This window comes from Halomonas sp. TG39a, assembly GCF_000744395.1.
Lineage (GTDB): Bacteria > Pseudomonadota > Gammaproteobacteria > Pseudomonadales > Halomonadaceae > Vreelandella > Vreelandella ventosae_B.
This window is the reverse complement of record NZ_JQLV01000001.1, coordinates 1,167,287-1,185,528: the sequence shown is the minus strand read 5'-3', so window position 1 is coordinate 1,185,528 and position 18,242 is coordinate 1,167,287. Positions and strand designations below refer to the sequence as shown.

Here is an 18,242-nt window from a genome sequence, read left to right as displayed (position 1 = left end):
TCAGTCCGAAAGTAGAGCGAAGCAACGTGCTGCTGGACATCCAGAAGGCTTGGATCGTGCACGAATCAACCCCGGCACCGCTTCGCGCTGCTCCCGCGGGTGCGCTTCGCTTACCACGCGCTACAAGGAATATGTTCACACAAAGATCAGTGGCGCCACAAACCGTAGCGCGTGGTAACGAGAAAGCGAGTTCAGCGAGCGTTTCGAGGCACCCGCGGGAGGCGGCGGAACGACGCCCAATGGCAACCAACCAACAATGCCTACACGGGTCAACCCCGGCACCGCTGCGCGCTGCTTTCACGCCGGGCCGCCGTCGCGGGAGCGCTTCGCTTACCACGCGCTACTAAATCTCGCGTGCATATGAAGATGGGGATTCCAAGGGCATGTACACGTTATGCATATAGAAGGTTGGCAAAACAATATCGGTGGCGCCTTGGCTTAATGCCCCCACACCACAAAATAGGGGTTGAGCTTTTCGCTGGGGTTGGCGTAGCTAAGTGCAGTGCCTTCCAGGGTTTCCACCCTTCCGCCGGCTTCGAGCACTACCGCATGGGCGGCGCCGGTGTCCCATAAGCAGGTGGGGCCCAAGCGTGGGTAGGCATCGGCAAACCCTTCGGCAATGATGCACAGCTTTAGCGAGCTCCCCATGGGCAGCATGGTGTGCTCACCCAACTGTTCCAGCCACGCGGCCAAATCAGGGCTGGGGTGCGAACGGCTCCCCACTACCCGCCACGTAACGCCCGCTTTAGGCTTGCCTGCCACGGAAATAGCCTTACGGCTACCATCCGCTTCAACCTTAAATGCCCCCAGCCCTTTCGCTGCGACGTAACCCACCTCAAGCGCAGGTGCGGTCACCACGCCGAGCACCGGCTTACCGTTTTCAATCAAGGCAATATTAACGGTGAACTCGCCGTTACGCTTGATGAACTCCTTGGTGCCATCCAGCGGGTCAACTAACCAATAACGGCCTTCAGCATCAGCACCGGCAAAACCCTCAATATCCTCTTCAGAGAGGATCGGGAACTGTACCGGTAGCGCTTTCAAACCATGCACGATCACGTTGTGAGCTGCTTTATCCGCCTCGGTCAACGGGCTTTTATCGTCCTTCTCTTCCACGCTGAACTCGCGCGCGTATACGCTCATAATGGCATCGCCCGCTTCACGAGCGATACCTTCAACGGCACCCAGCAGGGCTTGGTCAATAACGGACATTGGGTTTGCAGACATAACTTTATTCCTTGCATAAAAAAAGCTGCCAAGCAGCGGCCAACCTCGCCACCACCTGACAGCTAGAGCATTTAAATCAACTGATCATCCCGCGTTCACGTAGTGCCGCAATTACGGCGTCGGCCGCTGTTTCCGCATCCATTTCGGATGTCTTCAGGTGCACATCCGGCGCTTCGGGGGCTTCATAGGTCGAATCAATACCGGTGAAGTTCTTCAGCTCACCACGGCGGGCCTTTTTATACAGGCCTTTCGGATCGCGCGCCTCAACGACATCCAGCGGTGCATCGACAAAAATCTCAATGAACTCGCCCGCTTCCAACAGGTCCCGCGCCAACTGGCGCTCGCTGCGGAAAGGCGAAATAAACGCCGACATCACGATCAGCCCGGCATCCACCATCAGCTTGGCGGTTTCTGCCACCCGGCGCACGTTTTCAACGCGGTCGGCATCGGTAAAGCCTAAATCACGGTTCAAACCGTGGCGCACGTTATCGCCATCCAGCAAGTAGGTGTGCTGGCCGTGGGCGAAGAGCTTCTTCTCGACCAGGTTAGCAATGGTCGATTTACCCGCACCAGAAAGCCCCGTGAACCAAAGCACAGCGGGCTTCTGGCTTTTAGCCAACGCACGTGCCTGCTTATCAATATCCACATGCTGCATATGGATATTCTGACTACGCCGTAAGGCGAAGTGCAGCATCCCCGCGCCAACCGTATTGTTGGTCATCCGGTCGATAAGGATAAAACCACCGGTATCGTGGTTGTCCTTGTAAGCATCAAAGGCAACGGCACGGTTAAGGCTTAAGGTACAAATACCAATACCGTTCAGGTCTAGCTGCTTACTCGCCGTGTGCTCCAGGGTATTCACATTGACCTGATACTTGATGTCCGTCACGGTCGCCGACACCGTTTGGGTGCCCAGCTTCATCAAGTAAGGGCGGCCCGGTAACAGCGGCGCTTCGTGCATCCACACCAATGTAGTTTCGAACTGGTCAGCGGTTTGGGCTGGCTGATCAACGCCGGAAATCACATCGCCGCGGGAGATGTCGATTTCATCCTCCAGCAGCAGCGTAATGGACTGCCCGGCAACCGCCTCTTCCAGGTCACCATCCAGGGTATAAATCCGCGAGACAGTGCTGGTGTTGCCAGAAGGCTGAACGCGGATTTGATCGCCAGGGCGAACCACACCGCTAGCCACCATGCCGGTAAAACCACGGAAATCGAGATTGGGTCGATTCACCCACTGCACGGGCATACGGAAAGGCGAGCGCTGAAGGTGTTCCGCATCCAGCTCGACAGTTTCCAGGTAACCCAGCAGCGTAGTGCCGTGGTACCAGGGCATTTTGGCGCTGTGCTCAATGACGTTGTCGCCCTTCAACGCCGACATGGGAATGAAGGTGATATTCTCCAGCCCCAACTGTTTGGCGAAAGCACGGTACTCTTCGACGATCTGATCAAAACGCGCTTTGGAGTAGTCGACCAAATCCATCTTGTTGATCGCCACCACCAAATGGCGCATGCCTATTAACGACATCAAAAAGCTATGCCGGCGGGTTTGGGTCAAAATGCCGTGGCGTGCATCGACCATCAGAATAGCCGCGTCGGCAGTAGAAGCCCCCGTGACCATATTGCGGGTGTACTGCTCGTGCCCGGGGGTATCCGCTACGATGAACTTGCGCTTCTCGGTCGAGAAGAACCGATACGCCACATCAATGGTAATGCCCTGCTCGCGCTCTGCAGCCAAGCCATCCACCAGCAGCGCAAAATCCATCTCGCCGCCCTGGGTGCCGTATTTTTTTGAATCTGCTTCTATCGCTGCCAGTTGATCTTCAAACAGCAATTTGGACTCAAACAACAGTCGGCCAATCAGGGTACTTTTGCCGTCGTCCACGCTGCCGCAAGTAATAAAGCGCAGCAAGCCCTTATGCTCGTGGGCTTTCAGGTAGCCTTCGATATCGTCAGCAATCAGGTCAGATGAGTGAGACATTAAAAATACCCCTCTTGCTTCTTCTTCTCCATGGATGCCGCGCTATCGCTATCAATCACTCGGCCCTGGCGTTCCGATGTTTTGGTCAACAGCATTTCTTGAATAATGGCAGGCAAGGTATCCGCTTCTGACTCAACCGCACCGGTGAGCGGATAGCAGCCCAGGGTACGGAAACGTACTTTACGCATCATCGGCACTTCACCCGGCTCTAACGGCATGCGCTCGTCATCGACCATAATCAGCGCGCCATCGCGCTCCACCACCGGCCGTTCAGCCGCATAGTAGAGCGGCACAATGGGGATATTCTGCAGGTAGATGTACTGCCAGATATCCAGCTCGGTCCAGTTAGAGATCGGAAATACGCGGATCGACTCTTTGCCATTCTTACGGGTGTTATAGAGCTTCCATAACTCCGGGCGTTGATTTTTAGGATCCCAGCGGTGCTGTGCGGTACGGAACGAAAAAATACGTTCCTTGGCACGGGATTTCTCCTCATCGCGCCGGGCACCGCCAAAAGCCGCATCAAAGCCGTACTTATCCAGCGCCTGCTTCAAGCCTTCGGTCTTCATTATGTCGGTATGAATCGCCGAGCCGTGGGTAAACGGATTGATGTCCTTCTCGACACCTTCCGGGTTGATATGCACCAGCAGATCCATACCAATCTCTTCCGCCATATTGTCGCGGAATTCATACATGGCCCGGAACTTCCAGCGGGTATCAACGTGCAGCAGCGGGAACGGCGGCGGCGAAGGTGCAAAGGCTTTGCGGGCCAGGTGCAGCATGACCGCCGAGTCTTTACCAACGGAATAAAGCATTACCGGGTTTTCAGTCTCGGCAACCACTTCGCGCATGATCTGAATGCTTTCCGCTTCCAGTCGCTGTAAATGGGTGAGTGATGTCATCATCTGTCCCAACAATTGTGTGAAAAAACATAGCGTGAAAAAGTTTGCTCTCAAGTGCTAGGAAGCCAAGCCCATATCGGCAGGCACCGGCACTAACCAAAACATCGTTTGTTGCGCCAACCAAGCCGCTACCTGCGGGCTAGCTGACAACCAAGCGCCATGAAATACCAAGGCGACTGGCCTGTTACTTTGTTCACTCTTGCCAATGAGCGCCTGCATCGCAGCCAGATAATCATCTGCCAAGGGCGGGCGCTTAAAACAGCGCATCCACAACCGGCCACGCGGGCCATGCAAATAGAGCTGATAAACCGAACGCTGCGGATGCGCCACCCGGCGCACACCACCCTGCCAACGCTGATCGGCCTCCTCTAACCTATTAAACCGCGGCGCCACGGCCTGCCGATACCACCGGCCCTGCTGCGAGCGCTGCTTAGCCAATGCGCTTAACGGCCAGGGCTCATGCTTCAGACCTTGGCTTTCCCACCAGTGCTCAATACCGCGCTGAGTCAACTCAACGCCATGCTCATCGCGTAAAAAAGCTGCCAAGTCAGCGCTGCTCCAGCCTGGTTGCTCCGCGGGGGGCGGGGCATGCAGCGCCTCCCATAACCGCTGTTGAATAGCGCTATCAAGCACATTGGCCTGCCCTTTTAAACGGCCGCGGGGGCGTACCGGCACTGCCGCCCAACCACCTTCACGAAACGCCTTCCAGGCCGCCGAAATGGTGGGGGCAGAAAGCCCGGTTTGCTGACTGACCAATGACACTGTCAACCCATCCAAGCGGAGCTTTACAGCTTGCATGCGACGCTCATTGAGCCTTTCAGGCGATAAATGTTTAATGCTCAAGATTATCGCTAACCACCTGTATTAAATATAATTTTCAAGAACCAAGGCATCGAAAATCGGCAATCATTAGACACCATCATAAAAGCCTGCGTAAAATCCAGCAAGTGAACCATGAAGTTAACGTATTTAAGGACCCACCATGACCCCCTGGGCCGTTCTGCTTTCTATTACGATTTTATTGGCACTGTTAATTAGCGGACGCGTAAAGCCTGCTATTGCTTTTGTCACATTGGCCGCTATTTTTTTACTACTAGGGTTTGTCGATACCGCGACCCTACTTACCCAATACACCAACCCGGCGCTCGCCACACTGTTACTCTTGCTGCTGGTATCGCTGGCGCTTGAACGTTCGCCGCTGCTGGACTGGTTATCGCGTCACTTATTAAAGGGTCACCCACGGCTTGCGACCGCACGATTAATGGGTAGTACGGCGGTACTTTCCGCTTTTTTGAATAACACGGCCGTGGTAGCTGCCTTTCTCGGCGCTATTTCGCGCCAGCAGCGTATTGCGCCTTCTCGGCTTTTAATCCCGCTCTCTTACGCCTCAATCCTGGGTGGTATTACCACCCTGGTGGGTACTTCCACCAACCTGGTAGTGAACTCGTTCAATTTAAGCGCCAGCGGCAGCGAGCTGGGCATGTTCCAATTCAGCTTGGTGGGCATCCCTGTGGCGCTGGTGACCCTATGCGTTCTAATGTGGCGCGCTAATGCCTTACCGCACCATCAGCTCGAAGACACCAGCGAAAAGCTCTCCTACTTTCTAGCCGCCGACCTGGAGCCCGACTCGCCCATGATCGGCAAAACCATCGAAGAGAACGGCTTGCGCAGCCTGGAAGGACTCTACTTACTGGAAATAGAGCGCAAAGGACGCCTGATTAGCCCCGTGGCGCCGGATGAGCAGTTGCTGGCCAATGACACCCTGGTCTTCACAGGGGAAGTAGGCAAAGTGCAAGCGCTGCAGCGTTTTCCCGGGCTGCAGCTGTTTGGCCATCAGGCCGATAACCTGCTGGCGACGAATTTGGTAGAGGTAGTGATTTCCCACGAATCCGAGCTTTCTGGTAAAACCCTACAGGATGTGGATTTTCGCAGCATGTTCAGTGCGGGAGTGGTAGGTATACGGCGGGGAGAAAAACGTTTGGAGGGGCAGCTGGGGAAAATCCCCCTTCGCGTGGGGGACTGCTTGTTACTGGCAGTAAGCGCTGACTTCCGGCAGCACCGCAATCTAGACCGCAACTTCCACTTACTGAGTGGCAGTTTCACCCGGCCGCAGTTGAGCAATAAGGAAAGCCTGTTCACCGTAGGCGGGTTTGCAGCAGTGATCACCCTGGCCACCGCTAACCTGCTCCCCCTGTTCCATGGGCTGCTGATACTGCTGGGCGGATTGTTGCTGCTGAAAGTGATCAGCCTGGCGGAACTACGCCGCCGTTTCCCGTTTGAGCTATGGCTGATTATTGGTTCGGCGTTAGCGATTGCCCAAGCGTTGGAAAACTCAGGGGCGGCAGGCTTGTTAGCCAGCGGTATGCAGGGGCTGTTCAGCGGCTACGGTATCTATGCTGCATTTGTAGGTTGTTACCTACTAACTCTGTTACTTACAGAAACCGTGACCAACAACGCCGCTGCCGCGCTGGCCTTTCCCGTAGCCTGGAGCACCGCCCACGCCTTTGGCGCCGACCCACTGCCGTTTGTGATGGCCGTGGCGTATGGCGCCAGCGCCTGCTTTTTAATCCCGTTTGGCTACCAAACTCACCTAATGGTGTATTCACCTGGGCGCTACCGCATCACCGACTTTTTAAAAATCGGCCTTCCGGTCAGCGTAACCTACTCAGCAGCGGTACTGCTGATAACGCCGCTGGTGTTTCCGTTTTAGGTGAAGGGTGAATCGTGAATCGTGAATCGTGAATCGTGAATCGTGAATCGTGAATCGTGAAGAGTACGAAGCGATTCACCATTTACCACTTACAATTCACATTTTTGTAGCGCGTGGTAACGAGAAAGCGGGTTCAGCGAGCGTTTCGAGACAACCGCGAGAGGCGTCGGAAAGACGCCCAAAGACACAACTCCCCCCATTCCCGCTTCGCGCGCTTCCGTGAGTGCGCTTATGCTGCGTTACTAATGACACACTATCTATAAAAGATGGCGCACACACAAACCCAGTCATGACCACACACAAAATTATGAATGATTGCTCTCAAAAAAACAGATGTATGACTGGCGGGATTACCGGCGGAATCCTTACACCTAATTAGAAACGTATATTAGCACCGCTAATTAGGAGCCCATTAATTATACCACTACATGTTCATGCAATAGCCTGTTATGAGGTCACATTCAAAATTTCAGCAGGAAGCGCGATAACATTTAGCTTTAGATCCATTTCGCCACTTTCCCTCCCAGCAAACCAGCATACCCCCTCCTCAACTAAGGTAATATTAAGTACAATCTCACCCAATTGAGCAGGAGTATGAATATACAAGTTCAATAAAGTTGACTCACCTGGCTTCAATGCTGGTAGAGGCGAGCGTCCATCTTTCTTAATCAGCAATACGCCATCAGCACTGAACCAGCGGTTTCCCAGCATCAAACCTGATATATCCGAGCCATTCCAAACTATTGAACTAACATTTCGTACCTTAACAGCCAGTAGGTGCCTGGATCCCGCGTATAGCGTTTTCGGGATATCGCTTACGGAGAGTTCAGCTCGTCTTTCAACTGGTGGGATAAACAGCGGCACTACATCAAGGGCTTCTCTCATGCAGAGGCTCACCGTTTCAGAAAGCCCTTGTATATTGGGCTTCTCAAAAAAATGGCCATGCTTTCCAGAAATAAATTTCACACGATAATTAGGGAATGCGCGCTTCCAGTACAACTCAGGTTGGCGATAACTCTGATATGGGTTCAGCTCACTTTCTTTACCATACAGCAACGCAACCGAACCCAGATAAGGCTGCACACCAAACATTTCCCCAAAACTCCACTCCATCAAAAAAGTAAGAGGCACGTTTTTTTGTCTGCGTTGCAAATGTTGCGCTATCGCCAAAGCAATTATTCCGGCCTGACAATTGCCGCCGATAAAAAGCGGCCCCTGCGGGCATAGCGCCTGGATTTCTGCCATATAACGTAGTGCCAAGTACTGAATGTTATCTTCCGTATAATCCATAATCAGATGGCCGGAGCGCATGCCGTAAAGAGGTTGCTCGTTCCCTAAATAAGAGGCCATCTGGTAAAACTCTCGTTCTCCTTGAAACACCCAGAAGAGCGGAGAGTTTTTGCCGTCTACATTGCGCCCTACAATTAAGCTATCTTCAGATGCACGTGTTCCCTCCCAACTACCTAAATAACTTTCCAACTTATAACGCAGCTCATCCGGCAACTGCCAACCGATAGCGCCAAGCACCACTACGTCTAGCTCAGAGCAAACGTCAGTTTGTTCTAATGACATGGCGACGTTTTGTATCGTGGGTTGTTTAAAAAAATTTTTCAGGGAAATCTTGCTACCAAATTCCTTTTCGATAAGAGAAGCCATCTTAGCAGAAAGTAGAGAATTGCCGCCCAGATCGAAGAAATTGTCCGTTACACCCGGCGCTTCGGAGAGCATTAAAACCGCCTGCCATAGATCTGCCAAAGATTGTTCCCGTGGGGTACGTGGAGCGACATAAGTATCCGCAGTGCGCTCTGCGTGGATCAACCCAGGTTCCGGCAAGCCTGCTCTATCTATCTTTCCGTTAGGCGTAAGAGGAAATTTATCTAACACCATTATAGCGTTGGGCACCATATACTCCGGCAGACGCAACGCCAGCTCAGATTTAAGCGTAGCTCCCAACGTTGTTTGCAGTTCACGTCGTGCAGGACTGTTCGCATAACGACAATAGTCGACCGACACAAGCCTCTTGGCTTCTTTTTCTGCTGCCTCCCATTTTGGGTTAAAAACCGCCTGGTAGCGCCCATCCGCGCCCAACTTTTGCCAAATAAGTTCGACATTAAGCGCGTTCGCCAACTGATACAGCGATTCGGGGGCTTCACCCTCCCGCACAATGTTATGGCGTATATCCTTCAAAGGTAAATACGGAGACTGTGTATCCACCAGCAGTTTGTGGTACTCAATTGCCTCACTAACTCGTAGATCTGGTACACCACGTACAACATAAGATTGCTGTGGATGTGCCGTGATTCCTTCAATCAGCGCTTCACGCCATAAACCTTCCGAATCCCAGTCGCACCAGTGCATCGTCTTGCTCAATTGTTGTTGCTCACCTAGTGTCAGGCAAACATCGTAACGGAAGCGGCTTAGCTCATTATCGTAGTCACCCGGTTTTAACCGTACTTCGGCTCTCGCTACGCCTGGCCAGTGCTGTACCAAGGCTTCAAAAAACTCCGGAGCCAGCAACAGTTCTTCTTCATCCTGTATGGCTGTGTAATAGCGACCGCACACCCATTCCAACAATGCGTTTTCATCTGCACGATGAGCAGTGACCGAGGCGTGGAAAGCTTCCAACAACGTCAGATTCCGGATGTCACCCATAAAAATACGTGCATCTGGCGTACAAACCCGACACAGCTGTTTAAACACCTCCAGCAGATAATCCATATCAGAAAAGTACTGCACGACTGAGTTGATAATCACCAGATCAATGCTATGGTCTTCAAGGAAAGCCAGTTCATGAGCCAGACCTTGCTGCAGTTCCACATGCGCAAGATCAGCGCGCGCAGAAAGTGTAGAACCTAGCCGCGCCAACACCGCTTCCGAGAAATCCAAACCAATATAACGCTCTTTCCCGGCAGCCAAACGAGTAAGCAGCAAGCCCGTACCACAGCCTATTTCCAGCACACGAGTTCCAGAGAGCGCGCGTATCTGCGCTACTGTATCTGCTACCCAGATAGTCATCTCATCTGCCGGAATGGCATCGCCAGTGTAGCTGCTGTTCCAACCGGTTAAATCGAAATCTGAAAGGCTGCCCGACTCTTGGTTAGTGTGTTGATATTGGCTATTCCACAGACTATGCCAGTGATTCAGGTGGGTATAGCGTAATTGCCCCCCCTCTTGCTGACGAGGAACAACATAACCAACCAGACGACTATTTTCGGCCTCGCCCCTCACCACCACCAGTGCCTCTTCGACCTGTTCGTGTTCGCGCAGCAGCGATTCTATTTCGCCCAGCTCTATCCGATGACCACGCAGCTTAATCTGATAATCCAGCCGACCCAGAAATTCCAGTTCGCCCTCAGCACTACGACATACCCTGTCACCAGTACGGTACAGACGCTGCTTTTTGCCAAACACCTCCAGCTCCACAAAACGCTCAGTAGTGAGTTCTGGTCGATTCAGGTAACCGCGCGCCACACCTGCGCCACCGATGTAAAGTTCACCGGGGATACTAGGCGGCAATAGCTGAAAGTGCTTATCAAGAATATAGAGTTGTGTATTGGCAATGGGTCTGCCAATACTTTTGAATAACATGTTGCTGAGTAATGGCCTTGCGGACGACCATACTGTTGTCTCAGTCGGGCCATAAAGGTTATATGAGTCAGGCGCAATGGCGGCTAACACCCTCGCCAGCTCTTCATCTATGGCCTCACCACCGGTAATAACCACTTTAAGCTTGGTGTGTGATACACCTTGATGAATGCCCCGCCAAGTGGCGGGAGTAGCCTGAATATGGCTCGGTTTTTCCTGTTGTATTAAGGCCTTCAATGCACCAAAGTCTTGGGCAACAAACGAGGGCGTAAGTAGCACCTCACCACCGACGGTAAGTGGCATAAAAATCTCAACGATAGAAATATCAAAGGAGATATTCGTTAAAGAAAGAAATTTATCTGTTGCGGTAAAATTCAAAATACAGGGAAAAGTAAGCAGCAAATTCGATAGTGAATTGTGCTCCACCATCACCCCTTTGGGCTTACCCGTCGAGCCAGAAGTGTAAATCACATAAGCCAGATGGTGCGGTGCAATCGCGATGCGTGGGTTATCGCACTCACCCGCCGAGCGATGCAATTCCTGCAACACATCCAGCATCTGAATCCCGTCTACGTTAGGCAGAGACTCAACCAAGTGGTTCTGCGTCAGCAGCAACGTCACACCGCTGTCTTCCAACTGAAAGCGGATACGCGCCTCGGGGTGACCTGCCACAACAGGCACATAAGCCCCTCCAGCCTTAAGAATTGCCAGCAGCCCGATAATCATCTCTAGGGAGCGCTCGATGCAAAGACCAACCAGTGTTTCCGGCCTAACCCCTAATTCAATGAGTCGATGGGCCAGACAGTTGACTTGACGGTTAAGTTCGCCGTAACTAAGCGATTTTTTCTCAAAGGTCAGTGCAACCGCATTGGGGTTTCGTTCTGCCTGTTGTTCGAAGAGTTGGACGATGTTTTGATCTGATGCGGGCACAGATTTGCCTTTGCTCCACTGTACCAGTTGTTCAATCTCTTGGCGCGTCGCAAGCGAGTAATAAAAAAGGGGATGGGTAGGATTAACAATAACTTGCTCAAGCAGGTAATCAAACCGATCAACCATTTGCTTCATCTCAGATGATGAAATGTAGCCCAGATTATGATTAAAATAGAATCGATAAACGCCATTTCTTACGTCATCGAAACAATATACCCTTAATGGCATCTGTTCTTGCTTGTTAGCAACATACATAAAAGGAGTGGCAGGTTTTCCAATAATTGTTGCGCCATAGTCACTGGGTATAAAGGAAAGCTCGACATCAAATACCCGATTTCTTGAGCTTTTTTGGAGACCGATTCGACGCTGAATGTCGCCCTGTGAGAAACGTGCGTGCTTATAACAACTCTTCAATTTTTTAGTGGCTTCATTTATGGCATCAACAAAAGTAATTTCTTGATCCAGCTCTAGCCGAAGAGGAATAATCTGACTAAAGAAACCCAGCGTTTCACGCTCTCGGGTCCCTCTACGATTATGGGTAGCAACGCCAATTACTAGATCACTTGTGTTGCCAGCGCGAGAGAAATAGAGATAAAGCAAAGAAAGAATGGCTTGAGATACAGAACTTCCAACGTCACTAGCGAAAGCTCGCAGTCTCTCTGCTTGCGGAGCACTGAGTGTAAAATCCAAGGAACCGCACTCATCACTACCGCTATTAACTTCCGAAAAAATAGCGGGAGGAATTGTTTTAAATTGCTGCTCCCAGAAAATGCCATCCCTAATGTATCTATCGGAATGAACATATTTTTCATCGGAGCAGACTACTTCACGGTAGTCTGGTGCTTTGTCGACTGTCTCCCCTCTGATGTGGGTATCATGAATTTCAGTCAGTGAGGTAGCCAATAGATGCAAGCTTACACCATCACTTATCAAGTGGTGAAAAGCGTAATACCAGCAGTATTGTTCTTGAGATAATTGAAGAATAGCGAACCGCCATAAAGGGGCTCGGGACATATCAAAGGGGCGCTGCATGTCATGTTCCATCCAAGCGCGCGCTGCTTCTTGCGGATTTTCCGAGGAGGAAAAGTCAAAAACAGGCAACTCAAGTGCCACATTCGGCAGAATTCGCTGCTGCGGACCATCTTCCCCTTCGACAATCTCCAGCCTTAATACATCATGTCGCGCAATAAGCCTCTCAAACATTTGATCGAGCATAGCTTGATCAACACTTGAATCAATAACAATGTATCCACCAATATTGTATTTTGAAAGATCAGGTGTTATCAGGCAATCCAGCCAAACATCACGTTGGTTAGTAGAAAGTGGAAAATAATCGTTAGAACTGGATGTTGAATTTTTATTCTTAGAAAACATTATTTATTACCCGCAGCGTATTTAAAAAAATAAACTTATTAAAAGTGATTACTAAAAACAATCACACACTACTTTCCAGCGATTTTTTTCATATCACGCACGCACAGGATAAAAATCCCAGTTTCTTTGATTGTGCTTTAGCCTTACCACTCCATCCGAAATTTTTTCGTTCTTATCGCACAAAGTCGCTTAGCATCAAAAGAAACTCTCATTAATTATCGGACCCTACATCCGCTCTTCAATGTCACCACTTATAATCCCTTTTTTATATACTTGATAGAAATAGCGGGAGGTAGAACACATAAAGATAGACAAAGCCCAAAGCCAATCCATTGAAGCATGGGAAGCACAAAACCTTTTGGGAATGGCGAAACTGCATTACGGAAGCGTAGACCATCTTTTGTAACTTCGAGCGCCTCGAAGTCAAGAAAAGTGCGGCTTAACATATACTGCGCCTTATAAGCTGCCTCTTTCATTGAAAAGATTCGAAGGGCAGCAAACTCAGGTGTTACGCTGAGAAGTTCGATTTCATTAGGTTTTGCGATTTGAGAAATGAGAGAGTTGTCGAGAGAAATAAGATTTTCAACATCGACGCCTACACTTAGGACACGGTGCGTAGAGGCGGTGACCGCCAAACAAACGCTAGCCGTATGTGTAATACTTCCAACTACCCCAAAGGGCCAGATCGGTGCGCGATCTTTCCCCATTGGAATTGCAGTAGCTGCATAACCCATCTTTGCAAGCGCTTCGCGCGCAGCAGAACGCCCTGCAGCAAATTCCGCTCGTCGTTTCTCAACTGCAAGAGCGATTGCTTCCTCTTCGATGGGAAAAATGGGTTGTATCTCTCTATTTGCTGGATCTCCGATGGAATGGGTAAGCCACTCAGGCCAATCTTCCTGATGATCGATGAGTAGACTTTCAAGTGCTTCTATGCCCATTAAGGCAACCCCAGCGGTTATGGCACGCAACTTTATCGAAAAAAGTAGTGAGACCGTCTCATTGCCATGAGATGGTGCAAAAAAGCTGTCATGGCAAAGCTCATCAGCATCCAGCTATCTTACTGGATGTTTAGCCCAGTGATTGCCACCTTCAAATTGAAGATTAAAAATCCCTACCCTGTCGCGACTGCCAAAACGTTATCACTTTCTGCGGGTCACCAATACTCAACGCATCCCGCGCCGCTTGACTTGCCATTTTAGCGGTTGCCTCAGTGTTATCGAGCAACTGCTTAAAAGCTGCCTGCCACGCGTCGGGAGAGTCTTCCACCAACAAACCATTCTCTCCATGGCGCACAACCTCCGTATAGGGGTAGCGGTTGGAATAGATGCCTATTCCGCCCATAGCAGCAATATCCAAAAACTTGATAAACGATTTTCCCTGGTTGAACGGCGTTGCTAATAGCGGCGCCAAACCAATGTGCAGGCGGCGCTCGCGCTGATATTGCTGAAAAGCCTGCCAGGGTAGCGGCGCGGGGGCTTTCACCCGAGGCAGCGCCGCCAAACGCTTAGGCATATGCTGGCCCAGCATTATCTCAAGCTCGGTATCGTCGCGCTGCTGTTGGAGCGCCTCCAAGGCCGGTGCGATATGCAGTAAATCCTGAAGGTGCGCCCGCGTACCGTGAAAGCCTATCTGCCACGGTGTTTCTGCAGAAGGGGTAACGGTAAAGTGTGCTTGGCTGGGTAACGGCGCCAGCAGCGAGGGAGTAAGCACTGACACATTGGCGTGGCGCGGGGTAAAGTAGCTAGCCAATTGGTCACTACACGCCACCACTTCATCGGCCAGGGCCAGCAAGCGCGGCTGGAGGCTGGCGATCCCCGCCATACGTTTGCGATAAGCGCTGGGTAACGTGTCATCGACGGCAGCAGCGGCTATATCATCATCAATCAAATAGACGATATAGCCAAAGGTATTACGGTTGCGCTCTAGCCAGCGCAGCCAGCTTAACGGTAGCGAGCGGCATAACAGCAAGTTTACACCAGCATAGCGGCGCTTGAAGGAAGGCCCATGCAGCCGCGCAGCGCCAAAAGAGCGAGAAACAGGAAAACGCTCGCTTAGCGAGCCCTGTTGATGCAATGCAGGTGCGGCGGATTCATAGAAATAAATATCTTCAGTTGGCCGCGCACCATCACTAAGAATAACCCAGTGGGTCTGGCCACTCACTTCACACTCCTCGCTAACAACGCCCTAGCTCTATATTTATAGAAATAATGCGACATCTCTTCGGCTTCATCCGAGTGTCGAAACTGTGGGCTTTGCGAAGCGCCTAGCCAATAACTCACTATCGTAAAACCTAAACGCAAATCACGCTGATCAGGCAGATACGCCAAAGCTTGGCGAAACGGTATACCTCGCAAGAAGCAAGCCTCGTCATATCCAAGTGGCAATTCCCCCCACCGATCCCAATCAATCAATGTCACATGGCCTGTTGTAGCATCAACTAGCACGTTGCCAGTGTGTAGATCACCATGAGAAAGCACTACGGGTAATTTACGGATACAGCGCCTCATCGCCAACAACATTTTTATATAGCCGATGTCGCACGAAAGTAACGCCTGCCGGCCAATATGCCGCTGCAAATAAACCCAGTAAGGCTGCTGACTATTGAGCCGTCTCAGATTACCGATTGAAATTGAATGTAGCTTACCAAGGGTGTGGATCACATCACGGCGAGCTTGCTCAGGCAATAACGAGGCCGCGGCATAGCTTCGACCTTCAATATAATGATAATAAAGGCAGCTCTGATGCACACCTTCCCACCCAGATAAAGGCAGTAGTGCGGGCGCAGGCAGCGAGAAGGGGGTAATAACATGCTGATAAAACGCTTGCACATCGCGCCTATGCGCAGCGTTACAATTAAGCTTTACCAGCCTATCAGGCTGATCAGGGACCCGAAGCGCCACTGCTGCCAACTCAACGTTACGTCTAAAAAAAGGCTGGAAGTGACTAGCATGAGCAGCCGATACAACGCTTGCGATTGACGCGAAAGCAGGATACTTCACTGCCTCTGTCGATAGCCAAGTGTTACTTGAAACACGCTGGGGGCTCCCCGGCAAAAGTTTACGACAGTGGGTAGTGACCTCCACCACATCCCCAGGAGAGAGAGGCAGCGGGACATTAAAACCCACCATGCTTTCGCCCCCTATAACCGCCTGCACATCGCGCCGTTCAACTTGGCAAAAGGCGCGCAGGCGCTCTTGACCATTCACCTTAATACGCACAGGCCCAGGGGTTGAACACCAACCACGCACGCCCGCTACGCTTATATGGTCAACCGAACCTTGGCCTAGCGAAGCGTTAACGGAGCGAAAAATCTTCATGCACCAGCGTTAAGTTGGGGTTATAAGCAGGGTCGTTATCTAACTTATCTGCCCATTTATCTCGCATATAGGCAACTTCCCCAGCAGCACGAGCGCGCTTCTTGGCATTGTCGTCGGCCCCACGTGAGATAGATTCGTGATGGTAAAGTTCGGCATATGGAGTCCATAAGTTGCGATAGCCTGCCTCACGTACTTTCAGGCAAAAATCCACATCGTTAAAGGCCACTGCCAAGTGTGTTTCATTAAGCCCCCCAACTGCATCAAAAACGGACTTTCGAACCAACATGCAAGCCGCGGTTACCGCCGATAAATTATGCGCAAGATGCAACCGTGTGAAATAACCAATAGCGTGGCGAGTAAAGTATTTATGGGCATGCCCCGCTACGCCGCCAATACCTAAAATAACGCCTGCATGCTGAATCGTATCATTCGGATAGTAGAGCTTAGCCCCCACACAACCAATTTCTGGCCGACTTACCTGGCTGACCATTTCGGTTAGCCAGTCCGAGTTAATCGGTTCAATATCATTGTTAACCAAGCCGATAATTGTACCCTTGGCTTGCTGGGCACCGAAGTTATTAATGGCCGAATAGTTAAACGGCTGCTCCCAACGCAATACACGAACCCGTGAGTCTTGAGAGGCGACCTTGTCCATGTAAGACAATGTTTTTGGGCAGGTACTCTGGTTATCCAGAATCAACAACTCGAAATTGTGGTAATCGGTGCGCGATAGAATAGCATCCACGCAAGGCTTCAATATTTCGACACGGTCCCGCGTGGGCACTAACAAACTCACCAATGGCTCAGGGTTAGGCATTGGCCAGCGTATGCGATAGGTATTGGCAAATGCTCCATGCTCTACCCTAGCACCGGGGTGACAGGTAGTAACATGCTCTTTGACCGCATCAAGGCCAGCCTGGGAAGTATAATCTTTTTGCCCGCTATCCATTGCGGTGGAGCCTTCTACCGCCCGCCAGTGATAAAGCACCTTAGGCACGTGAACAATCTGTTCCGGGGTCAAATGGGCAGTTACCCGAAGCACCAAGTCGTAATCCTGACTGCCTTCAAACCCTTCACGAAAGCCGCCAACTTCCCTTACCAAGTCAGTTTCATACATGCCCAAGTGGGAAATATAGTTTTGCGCCAGTAACAGATCAGGATTCCAATCTGGCTTGAAGTGCGGATCAATACGCTGCTCGCGTTCATCGAGCTTGTCTTCGTCGCTATAAAGCAGCCGTGCCTGAGGATTCTGATTAAGTGCCGCAACCATTTCCAATAGCGCTTCATTGGCCAGGCAATCGTCATGGTCTAGCAGCGCGATATACTCGCCCTCTGCCAGCGCTAGCGCGCTATTGCTGGCGGCACAAATATGACCATTGTTCTCCCGGGTGACCACATGAACACGGCGATCCTGCTCAACATAATCCGCCAACAGTGCCGCAACAGCGGGATCAGTAGAGGCATCATCAGCAATACAAAGTTGCCAGTGGGGATACGCTTGGCTTAAGACGGAATCCAGACAACTCTTCAGGTGCTCAAGCGTCGGGTTATAAACGGGAACAAGCACCGATACCAATGGCTTGAAGGCCAACCCATTTAGTGTGTTAGCCAGTTCCGTTTCGCTGGGCTTAACCTGCCCCGCAATCCAATCACCGTAGCTACGCTGAACCGAAAACCGCTCAAACGTCGCTTCATAGGTTTCCAGGGCAACTTCACGCCATGGACGACCGCTTGAAACCGCCTGCTCCTTAAGCGCCTTGATGACCTGGCGCTTAGGTACATTACGCCACTTATAGTGCATATTGGCTAAACGCTGCGCCAACCGGTCGTGAGCAAACCAAGGGGTTAACCACACAAAACGCAGGTGACGAATGGTGAAATTCCCCTCACTTTCCAACGGATCCAAGCGAAGTGTTTTGACTCCGAAAGGCATCCAAAACAGACGCTTAGTAATGCGACCGCTTTTTAAGGGTAAATAAACGCTGGTTTCCTCTTCATAACCTTTACCTCGGTTAAAAAAGAGCTGTACTGAAGCACTGGGCTGGTCATGATCAATCGCCACTTCAAGCATTTGCCAGCCGGGCAGCAAGCGTGCTTTTGTTAAAGTGAATTGCGGGTCGGCATCTGTAGCTAACCAGTTGAATGCCTTACCCGCATTCAATCGCTGAAGGTGACAACGTGGTTTACATTGGGGAGAACGTACAAATAAATTCACA

Annotated in this window: 10 protein-coding genes; 1 reads left to right on the top strand and 9 read right to left on the bottom strand. The window is 51.1% G+C overall.

Translation table 11 applies throughout. The features are described 5' to 3' along the window. Positions 1–438 precede the first annotated feature (438 nt). The 4 genes from cysQ to U738_RS05165 all read right to left on the bottom strand — a co-directional run bounded on the left by cysQ (position 439) and on the right by U738_RS05165 (position 4,908). Positions 439–1,212: a 3'(2'),5'-bisphosphate nucleotidase CysQ gene (gene cysQ / locus U738_RS05180; RefSeq protein ID WP_035583192.1), complete on the bottom strand. Its 774-nt coding sequence runs from the start codon at positions 1,210–1,212 to the stop codon at positions 439–441. 91 nt (positions 1,213–1,303) lie between these two features. After that, on the bottom strand, positions 1,304–3,208 hold the full coding sequence (cysN, locus tag U738_RS05175; protein WP_035577994.1) for a sulfate adenylyltransferase subunit CysN: 1,905 nt from the start codon (positions 3,206–3,208) through the stop codon (positions 1,304–1,306). Further along, positions 3,208–4,110 carry a sulfate adenylyltransferase subunit CysD gene (gene cysD / locus U738_RS05170; protein WP_027958948.1) on the bottom strand — a complete coding sequence of 301 codons (903 nt, stop codon included), beginning with the start codon at positions 4,108–4,110 and terminating at the stop codon, positions 3,208–3,210. Before cysD ends, cysN begins: the two co-directional genes overlap by 1 nt. 57 nt (positions 4,111–4,167) lie before the next feature. Further along, positions 4,168–4,908, bottom strand: coding sequence for a helix-turn-helix domain-containing protein (locus U738_RS05165; RefSeq protein WP_035577992.1), 741 nt, complete (start codon positions 4,906–4,908; stop codon positions 4,168–4,170). Positions 4,909–5,092: 184 nt separating this feature from the next. On the opposite strand from U738_RS05165, the gene U738_RS05160 reads away from it, so the two are divergent. Then, complete coding sequence (locus U738_RS05160) at positions 5,093–6,820, top strand: SLC13 family permease (protein WP_035577990.1); 1,728 nt, start codon at positions 5,093–5,095, stop codon at positions 6,818–6,820. A gap of 447 nt (positions 6,821–7,267) precedes the next feature. On the opposite strand, the gene U738_RS05155 is transcribed toward U738_RS05160, so the two are convergent. The 5 genes from U738_RS05155 to U738_RS05135 form a co-directional block, all read right to left on the bottom strand. Further along, positions 7,268–12,709 (bottom strand): non-ribosomal peptide synthetase, encoded by a 5,442-nt coding sequence (locus U738_RS05155; protein ID WP_081899036.1) that lies wholly within the window; start codon positions 12,707–12,709, stop codon positions 7,268–7,270. Positions 12,710–12,960: 251 nt separating this feature from the next. Beyond that, positions 12,961–13,647, bottom strand: a complete 687-nt coding sequence (locus U738_RS05150) for a 4'-phosphopantetheinyl transferase family protein (RefSeq protein ID WP_035577987.1) — start codon at positions 13,645–13,647, stop codon at positions 12,961–12,963. Between the two features lie 163 nt (positions 13,648–13,810). After that, positions 13,811–14,869 (bottom strand): glycosyltransferase, encoded by a 1,059-nt coding sequence (locus U738_RS05145; RefSeq protein ID WP_035577985.1) that lies wholly within the window; start codon positions 14,867–14,869, stop codon positions 13,811–13,813. Continuing rightward, positions 14,866–15,537 carry an aminoglycoside phosphotransferase family protein gene (locus U738_RS23320; RefSeq protein WP_161786292.1) on the bottom strand — a complete coding sequence of 224 codons (672 nt, stop codon included), beginning with the start codon at positions 15,535–15,537 and terminating at the stop codon, positions 14,866–14,868. The genes U738_RS05145 and U738_RS23320 overlap by 4 nt, the downstream gene beginning before the upstream one ends. Positions 15,538–16,003: 466 nt before the next feature. Continuing rightward, the gene (locus U738_RS05135; protein ID WP_035577981.1) at positions 16,004–18,241 is read right to left on the bottom strand and encodes a glycosyltransferase family 2 protein; all 2,238 of its coding nucleotides are present in this window, start codon (positions 18,239–18,241) and stop codon (positions 16,004–16,006) included. Position 18,242 lies beyond the last annotated feature (1 nt).